Origin of the sequence: Xenorhabdus innexi (genome assembly GCF_002632485.1) — a bacterium.
GTDB classification, from domain to species: Bacteria; Pseudomonadota; Gammaproteobacteria; order Enterobacterales; family Enterobacteriaceae; genus Xenorhabdus; species Xenorhabdus innexi.
Window position 1 is genome coordinate 1 of sequence record NZ_NIBU01000174.1, and the last position, 1,355, is coordinate 1,355.

1 protein-coding gene is annotated in these 1,355 nt (G+C 52.5%); it reads left to right on the forward strand.

The features are described from left to right. Nucleotides 1-1,355, forward strand: a 1,355-nt coding sequence (locus Xinn_RS20830; RefSeq protein ID WP_280176162.1) for a type VI secretion protein IcmF/TssM N-terminal domain-containing protein, incomplete at both ends; no start/stop codon positions are given.

The following is a 1,355-nucleotide window of genomic DNA, read 5'->3' on the forward strand; positions in this document are numbered from 1 at the left end:
GTGGAAGACCTGCTGAATCCCTCGGCAGAAGCCCGTGATCAACACGCCTATCTGTTACGCAGGCGTTTATCCGAACTCCATGAAAAATTTAAGATCACCTTTCCGGTGTATCTCTTCATCACTAAAACCGATTTGCTACAAGGCTTTACCGCCTATTTTACTCATCTGGATAAAGCTGCCCGTGAGCAAATCTGGGGGATCACCTTTCCGCAGCACGAAAAAACAGGAGGAAGTATTCCCGCCGACTTTGACGAACAATACCGCCAGTTACAGCAGCGACTAGTGGCGGAATTGCCCTCGATTCTGCTGAATACGCACGATCCACGGCAGTCCGCTGAAAGTTACCTGTTTCCACAAGAAATCGCGGCCCTGTATCCACGGATCGCCCAATATCTGGAAATAGTCTTCGCCCGCTCTGGATTTGAGGCGCCCAGTTATCCCCGCGGACTTTATTTCACCAGTGGTAAACAGGCGGGCACCCCCTTTGATGCGGTGATGGAAAAGTTTAATCAGCAGGTTCAGTTACCCACGGATAACGACAATATGGCCCTCTCCTGGGGCAATGAGGAGGGAACCGGCCTGTCCCCTGCTTCTCAGACACACCAGCCGTATTTTCTGAAAAACTTACTGGACGGCATTTTTCAGGAAGCCGGACTGGCTAGTTATAACCGGTGGTGGCTATACCAGCATCGCCTGTTAAACGGCGTCGGTTATCTGACGCTAGTGGCACTCCTGATCACAGTCAGCGCCTTATTCTGGGCCAGTTACCAGCACAATAAAAATTATCTGGCTGAAACCCGGGCCAAACTTCCCCCGCTTGTGGAACTGGGTCAGGCCGTCCGGCAAAACAGTAATACGGTGAGTGAGGCAAATAACATCCGGCAGTTATTGCCACTCTTGAACAGCCTGCTTGATTTGGCTAAAAGCCCGTATTTTTCGCTGGACGATCCACCGATAGCGTATCGTATGGGGCTGTATCGCGGTGAGCTGGTCAGTCAGGCGAGCCATGATCTGTATCGCAATGCACTGCAATCCCTGCTGTTGCCCCATGTTGCCCGGCTTATCACCGATCAGTTAAATCAGGCCGGTCAGCAGGACAGTGATAACACCTACCGTGCCTTAAAGGCGTACCTGATGCTATACCACCCCGATCATTATGACGGGCCGTGGCTGCGTCAGCGGGTGATGCAAACCCTGAAAGCACAGTTAGCCCCCGATACGCCCCAGAAACAATTTGAACAACTGGATGCACATCTCCGCCAGTTGCTGGATGCGCAGGCGGTCACTTCCCCGTATCTCTTTGATGCTGGTTTGGTTGAACGCCATCAGGCGTTCATCAGCAGCAGCCCACTGGC